The sequence below is a fragment of the Actinoplanes sp. NPDC051633 genome (genome assembly GCF_040681735.1).
GTDB lineage: Bacteria > Actinomycetota > Actinomycetes > Mycobacteriales > Micromonosporaceae > Actinoplanes.
Genome location: NZ_JBFAZH010000353.1, coordinates 1 through 6,740 on the forward strand (window position 1 = coordinate 1; position 6,740 = coordinate 6,740).

Sequence of the window (6,740 nt, forward strand, 5' to 3'; positions counted from 1 at the left end):
GTTCAGCGCGGCGACCCACGAACACTGCCGTCCGGCTCACACCTAACGGCACCACCACCGGGAGCAGCAGTCAAGACCGCACCGGGACGGCACCGCTCGCTACTAAGCAGTCCCGCTCGACGTTCATAGGCAGTCGCCGGATCCGCGCGCCCGGCCTTAGCCCCACTGTCATAAGGGACACCACCCACCGCACCGCGAGGGCCCAGATCAGAAAGAGGCAAACAAAATGATCGCAAACTCGGTGCACCTGCAGCTCCACGCCGCCCGCCAAGCGGACCTCGTTCGCGAGGCCGACCGCGAGCGGCTGATCCGCACCTTCAAGGGCCCTCGGAGCCGTCGCGCCCCCGCCGCCAACACCCGCCGACAGCCGGTCAGACCCTCAACCGCCGATGGTGGTGCGGCTACGACTTGACGAATTGGAGCAGCAAGGTCACCCGCGCAGCACCTCTCCGTCCGGCACGCGCCGCGGACCGGTCAGGTGGACCTCGCCCTCGACGACGATATTCGCGCCGAAGGTGACGTCGCCGTCGACCTTCAGCCGCGCACTCCGGCGCAGCGATGGTGGTCCCGCCGGGAACCGCTGCTCGAAGTCCGGCATCAGGCGGTAGTGCCTCGGGTCCAGCGTCACGACGGGTCCCGGGCCGTCGAAGGTGGGCGTCATCCGCCCGTCCGCGGCCAGCTCGTAGGCGTCCGACCGGACCACGAGCAGGTCGTCGGTCGTCTTGACCGGCGCGAACCGGGTTCGGGGCACCAGCACCGGCCGAGCCCCGGGTATCGACTCGATCGCGGCGCCCATCGCGGTCTCGAGCTGAATCACCGGCGTACTCGATGGGTCCTTGGGGTCGACGGTCTTGCGGTTGACGATGAGCGGAAGCAGCGGCGCCGCCGGGTCCTCCTCCCGCAGCCGGCGCAGCGCCCGCAGGTCGATCCACAGGTTGTTGGTGTTGTAGAACCGCCAACGCTCGACGTCGGTGAACGAGGTGTCGCCCTCGGGCACCTGGGCGGTCTCCCGCAGCACGACGCGGCCGCGGTGAAGGGCGAGGTGGCCACCCTTGCGGTCCGCAGGCGTGCCACGGACGGTCTCCATCGCGAACGGCATCTGCTCGGCTGCGACCCAGGCGGCGATGTGGGCGTCGACGGTCGCCCCGAGGTTGTCCGAGTTCGACACGAAGCACCAGCGCAAACCGGCGTCGAGCAACTCCTCGAGCGTCCCCGACGCCGCCAGCGCGGTGTAGAGGTCACCGTGCCCGGGCGGGCACCACTCCAGCTCGGGGTCGGCCGGCCACTCCACCGGGTGCCGGTCATCGGCGCGCAGCTTGGGCTCGCGACCCTGCAGGAAGTCGCGGGGCACACCCGGGTCGCGCACATCCTGGTTGCGGTCCAGCGCGGCCAGCGACGGCCCGCGGGTGGCCACCGAGTTCATGAGCAGCAGCGGCAGCCGTGCGCCGTAGCGCTCCCGGACGGCCAGGACCTGCCTGGCGACGACGTCGAGAAAGCTGACGCCCGGCTTGACCTCGAGGAGCGACTTCGGCCCCGACAGGCCCATGCTCGTGCCGAGCCCGCCGTTGAGCTTGACCACGACGAGGCGGTCGAAGACCTCGCGGGCCAGCTGCGCCGGCGGCTCGGGAAGCTCATCCAGCACGGCCACGTCGGTCAGCGGCTCGAGGTCCTCGCCGGGAAGCAGGCCGGCCTGCGGCTCGTCCAGCTGCTCGAGGCGCCGGCGCAACGCCGCCAGCTCGGCCGGGTGCGCGCCGGCCTTCTCCGCTTTCCGGAGCGTCGCCAGGACATACGCGGGCGCATCCATGTCTGCCCTTCCGTGGTGGGAGTCAACCGAGATCCTGCTGCTTGCATCGTCAGCCGCCGCTGATCCTTGACGCAATCGCTTCCGGCCTGCTGAGTACAGAGATCGGCAGACACAGATACTAAAGATGTGTTGCTAAAGAGATGCTTATAAAGCATCCTCTAGGATGTGGCTTCCGAAGGGCGCGAAACGATCAAGCTGGACGACCCGCGAGCCCTGCGCGCCTACGCACACCCGCTGCGGCTCAGCCTGATCGGGATGCTGCGGCGCAACGGGCCGATGACCGCCACCCAGTGCGCCGCCGTGCTGGACGAGAACGTGCCGAACTGTTCGTTCCACCTGCGGCAGCTCGCGAAATACGGGCTGGCCGAGCGGGCACCCGCGGCCGACGGACGCGAGCGACCCTGGCAGGCCACCGCGAACAGCACGTCGTGGACCGACGACTCGGACGACCCGGAAACGCGGCTGGCGGCCGATCAGCTGAACGCGGCGATCCTCCGGCAGTACACACGGCGGGCCGAGGCCTATCTCGCGGTCCGCGGCGAGGAGTCGGCCGAGTGGCGGGCGGCGGCCGGTTTCAACGACGAGATGATCTACGTGACCGCCGAGCAGCTGGTCACCGTAACCGGGCAGATCGAGGCGCTGCTGGAGCCGTTCCGGGACAAGTCCGCGCGGGCCGCCGGATCCCGCCCGGTCAGCGTCGTGCAGATGACGATACCGACGCCCGAGGACGGTGCGCCGTGACCGCCGACGCCCTGCCGAGACCGGCTCCGGCGCTGCTTCGCGACCGGGTGTTCCGGCACTACTGGTCCGCGCATGTCGTCTCGATGGTCGGCGACCAGATCTCGTTGATCGCGATCCCGCTGCTCGCCGTGTTGACGATCGGTGCCGGACCGGCCGAGATGGGTAATCTGACCGCTGCCACGCTGCTGCCGAACCTGTTCCTCTCCCTGCTCGCCGGGGCGTGGGTGGATCGGCAGGCGTTCAAGCGGAAGATCATGGTCGGTGCCGACCTCGGCCGGGCCGCGCTGCTCATGGTGGTGCCGGTGCTGGCGTTCGCCGGGGTGCTGCAACTGTGGCATCTCTGCGTGCTGTCCTTCGCCATCGGTACGCTCACCGTCTTCTACGAGGTCGCCGACGGCAGCCTGTTCGCGTCCGTGGTCCGGCGGCCGGATTACATCGCCGCCAACTCGCTGACCAACGGCGCCCGCGCGATGTCGTTCGTGGCCGGTCCGAGCGCCGGTGGTGTCCTCGTGCAGGTGCTCACCGCGCCGTTCGCGCTGGTGGCGGACGTGCTGTCGTACCTCGGATCGGCTCTGCTGCTGACCCGGATCGCCCCGCCGGAGAACGCCGGCTCCGGATCGGGAAGCGGCGGCCTGGGGCTCGGCTCCGGGCTCGCGTTCATCTTCCGGTCCGCGGTGCTGCGGCAGCTGCTGCTCGGCGTCACCGTGCTCAACCTGTTCAACTACGTTTTCCACGCCCTGCTGATCCTTTACGTGACCACCGTGCTGGGCATCTCGCCCGGATTGCTGGGCACGCTGATCGGCATCGCGTCGATCGGCGGGCTGGCCGGCGCCGCGATCACCGGTCCGCTCACCCGCCGGTTCGGTATCGGCCCGGTCGTGGTCCTCGGATACGTGGCGTTCCCGCTTCCGCTGGTGCTGATCCCGCTCGCCGACGGCCCCCAGCCCGTGGTGATCGGCATGCTGCTCGCCGCCGAGTTCTTGTCCTCGCTCGGCGTGATGATCCTCGACATCGGTGTCGGCTCGCTGCAGACGGCGGCCACTCCGACCTCCCGGCTCTCCCTGGTCAAGGGCGCGCAACGTACGGTCAACTACGGAGTGCGGCCGATCGGGGCGCTGCTCGGCGGGCTGCTCGGCGGCCTGATCGGGGTGCACGCGGCACTGTGGATCGGCGCGGTCGGTGCGGTGGCCGGCGTGCTCTTCGTACTGTTCTCCCCGGTTCCCCGCATGCGCGACCTGCCCGACGCCTGACCGCGCCGGCAGCTCAATCCCTGCCCGGTCATGGATGGTCAGCGGCGGCAGGGCGCTTGCTCGGCTCGTGTGCCGTGCATGTCAGGTCGGTTCCGGGTAGGGCTCCGCCGAGCAGGTAGGCCGTCACCGTGGTGTCGATGCAAGCGTTTCCGGCGCCGAAGTACGCGCCGTGGCGGAAGGCGCCCTGCAGGGTGAGCTGTCGCGAGCCGGTCAGGGCGTGGTGCATGACGACTTGTCCCGCATACGGGGTCGCGGGATCGCCGTCGGCGCTGGTGATGAGCACGGGTGCGTTGTTGTGGATGGTGGTTGTGGGTTCGATCGGGCTGATGGGCCAGAACGCGCATGGGCTGATGTTCCGCGTCAGGGGTTCGAAAAGTGGTCCGTCGCCGCGGTGCGTCCGGATGTCGTCGTAGTAGGTCTTCGGATGGCGCGACACGGCGCGGTCCGCGCACAGGATCGGAGTCCCCGCGCGGTCGGTGGCGGCGCCGGTGCCGGTGAGGACGCCGGCCAGGAACTGCTCCAGCGCTTCGGACGGGACGGCCGGCATACCGTCCGTGGCGGCTTTCAACGTCTGCACGGTGCGGCCAGGGTGGCGTATGCGGCGTCGCTGTCGTCGAACAGGCCCGCGAAAAGCACATAAGGCAACAGGTGAATGTCCACGAGGTACGCGCCGACCTGAAGCGGTCGCCGGGTGGCGGCCCGGCTGATGCGGTCCACAGTGGAGAGCACCTGATCCGTCGTGATGCCAAGGTGATAATCGCCGTGCTGAGCCACCCAGCCGGCCCAGTGCCGCAGCGCGGCTGCGATGGCCGGACCGTTGTGTGCGAACAGGTTCGGCCCGTAGACGGTGGGATCGACGGCCGAATCCAGCACGAACCGGTCGGCGTGAGAGCCGAACATCTGCAGGTACACCGCGCCGAGATAGGTGCCGTACGACACGCCGAGGTAGGAGATCTTGTGTTCTCCGAGTGCGCGGCGGACGGCGTCGATGTCGCGGGCCGTGTTGCGGGTCGACGCGAAGGGCAGCAGGTCACGGTCCTCGTTGGTGCAGCCCTTGGCGAGCTCCTTCATGAGGGCGACACTTTCGAAGCCGTGCGTCGGTTGGGTCCGGCCGACCGTGTGAACGTGTCGGTCGACCAGTCGCAGTGCAGCGGCGCGCTGCGTCCGACGAAGCGGGGGTCCATCCCGATGAAGTCGTAGCGGCTGGCGAGGTCGGGCATGGACTGCCCGAGCAGGGCGAGTGCCAAGCCTGGGACGCCGGGCCCACCGGGTTGGTGATCAAGCTTCCTGCCGGTGTGCGGGGTCCGTGGCCCTGATCCGGGACAGCGCGACGGTGATCGTGCGACCGTGCGGGTGGCGGTAGTCGACCGGGACGGTGACTTCGCCGCATTGCGCCCCTGCCGCGTCCAAGGCGGCTCCGAGACCGTCGCTCGGCCCGGTGGAACAGCCGTGCCACCGGATTGACGAGGCTGCCGGACGGGTGTCCGCTGTGGCGGGAGGCGCCGGCAGCAACACCCCGACCGCCAGCAGCGCCGCGGTGGCGAAATGTGTCGGAGGCATGGGAGCTCCTTGTCTGACTACCGGCTACATCAGCCCGCAGCGAAGGGGACGATTCCTGGTTGGCACGTGGCGCCACGCGGTGGCAGCGCCCGGTCGATGAGGTAACGGGCGAGGATGGCGTCGGCGCAGGGACTCCGGGTCTCGCGCACGGTGTGACCCCAGCCTTCGTTGAGGACCAGGCGGCTGCCGGGCAGCAGTCCGGCCATTCGGATCGCGTTGCGGTAGCCGGTGGCCGGGTCGAAGCGGTTGTTGAGCACCAGAGCCGGGGCGGCGGTCCGGACCCGCCATCCTCCGGTGTAGCGGTCGACATCCCGGGCGGTCCAGCTGCTGCACGGCAGGGCGAGGTAGGTCCAGTACGCGCCGACGTACGGCGCGCGGCGGTCGGCCCGCACGGCCAGGTCGGCGTAAACCGCGGGATCGGCGGGATTGCGGGTGTCGCTGCAGACGCTGGCGAAGAAGGATTCGAGTACGTTGTTGTAGGGCTCGGTGGGCACCGGCGTGGGGGTCACCGGCGATGCCTCATCGGCGATCGTTGCGGGGTCGGTCATCGCATACAACTGGTGAAGGGTCGCTGCGGTTCCTGCCCATTCGACGGGGCGGTAGAGGCCGTTCACCGTGAAATCGACGAGCTGTGCATATCCGACGCGTCCGATGCCCGGCACCGCCACTGGGTTCTCGCGCAGCCGTTGCGCCATTACGGCGAACTTCGATCGGGGGTCACCGCCGGCCGCGAAGTCGCATCGCGGGCCGGCTTGGGCGCACAGCTTGAAGAACTGGTCGAGGGTCTCCGAGGCGGCGACGTGGGCGTTCACGCGGAGGAACGGGACGGACCTCCGCGGCCCACCGGCATATGCGGGTGGGTCGGTGTTGCCGTCGAGGGCCAGGGACCGCACTTTGCTCGGGAACATGTTCGCGTACGTGGCGCCGAGGTAGGTGCCGTAGGAGTAGCCGACGTAGCTGAGCTTTCGGTCGCCCACTGCTTGGCGTAGCCGGTCGAGGTCTCGGGCGACGTTGGCGGTGGACAGATGTGGGAGCAGCCAGCCCATCCGGGCATGACATCGCTGCGCCAGGTCGGCGGCCTTGCGTGCGGCGGCGGCATGTTCGGCCCGGGTGACCGGTATGAGGATGTACTTGTTCATGAACTGCTTCCGCTCGGATTCGCTGGCGAAGCACCGCACCGGTGTGCTGGCGGCGACCCCGCGGGGGTCCATGCCGACAATGTCGAACCGGGCGAGAACATCGGCCGGGTAGGCGTCCCTAGCGGTCGCGCGGACGAACTCGACACCGGAGTTGCCGGGCCCGCCAGGGTTGACGAACAACGACCCGATCCGTCTCTCTGGGTTTGTCGCGGGGAGGCGGGTCAGGGCGAGCTCGATGGTGCGGCC

7 protein-coding genes are annotated in these 6,740 nt (G+C 69.4%); 2 read left to right on the forward strand and 5 right to left on the reverse strand.

Annotation, left to right across the window (positions count from 1 at the left end):
* Positions 1–430: 430 nt before the first annotated feature.
* On the reverse strand, positions 431–1,804 hold the full coding sequence (locus AB0M20_RS20220; RefSeq protein ID WP_364300231.1) for a UTP--glucose-1-phosphate uridylyltransferase: 1,374 nt from the start codon (positions 1,802–1,804) through the stop codon (positions 431–433).
* 165 nt (positions 1,805–1,969) lie between these two features.
* Here AB0M20_RS20220 and AB0M20_RS20225 point away from each other — a divergent pair, with 165 nt between their 5' ends.
* Together AB0M20_RS20225 and AB0M20_RS20230 are read left to right on the forward strand one after the other, a co-directional pair.
* Complete coding sequence (locus AB0M20_RS20225) at positions 1,970–2,545, forward strand: helix-turn-helix domain-containing protein (protein ID WP_364300233.1); 576 nt, start codon at positions 1,970–1,972, stop codon at positions 2,543–2,545.
* Complete coding sequence (locus tag AB0M20_RS20230; protein WP_364300235.1) at positions 2,542–3,795, forward strand: MFS transporter; 1,254 nt, start codon at positions 2,542–2,544, stop codon at positions 3,793–3,795. Before AB0M20_RS20225 ends, AB0M20_RS20230 begins: the two co-directional genes overlap by 4 nt.
* Before the next feature lie 28 nt (positions 3,796–3,823).
* On the opposite strand, the gene AB0M20_RS20235 is transcribed toward AB0M20_RS20230, so the two are convergent.
* The 4 genes from AB0M20_RS20235 to AB0M20_RS20250 form a co-directional block, all read right to left on the reverse strand.
* Positions 3,824–4,363, reverse strand: coding sequence for an alpha/beta hydrolase (locus tag AB0M20_RS20235; RefSeq protein ID WP_364300237.1), 540 nt, complete (start codon positions 4,361–4,363; stop codon positions 3,824–3,826).
* Entirely contained in the window at positions 4,360–4,866 is a 507-nt protein-coding gene (locus tag AB0M20_RS20240) for an alpha/beta fold hydrolase (RefSeq protein ID WP_364300239.1), read from the reverse strand. The genes AB0M20_RS20235 and AB0M20_RS20240 overlap by 4 nt, the downstream gene beginning before the upstream one ends.
* A 207-nt stretch (positions 4,867–5,073) precedes the next feature.
* Positions 5,074–5,355, reverse strand: coding sequence for a hypothetical protein (locus tag AB0M20_RS20245; protein WP_364300241.1), 282 nt, complete (start codon positions 5,353–5,355; stop codon positions 5,074–5,076).
* A gap of 29 nt (positions 5,356–5,384) precedes the next feature.
* The coding region (locus tag AB0M20_RS20250) for an alpha/beta hydrolase (RefSeq protein WP_364300243.1) at positions 5,385–6,740 on the reverse strand (1,356 nt) is incomplete at its 5' end.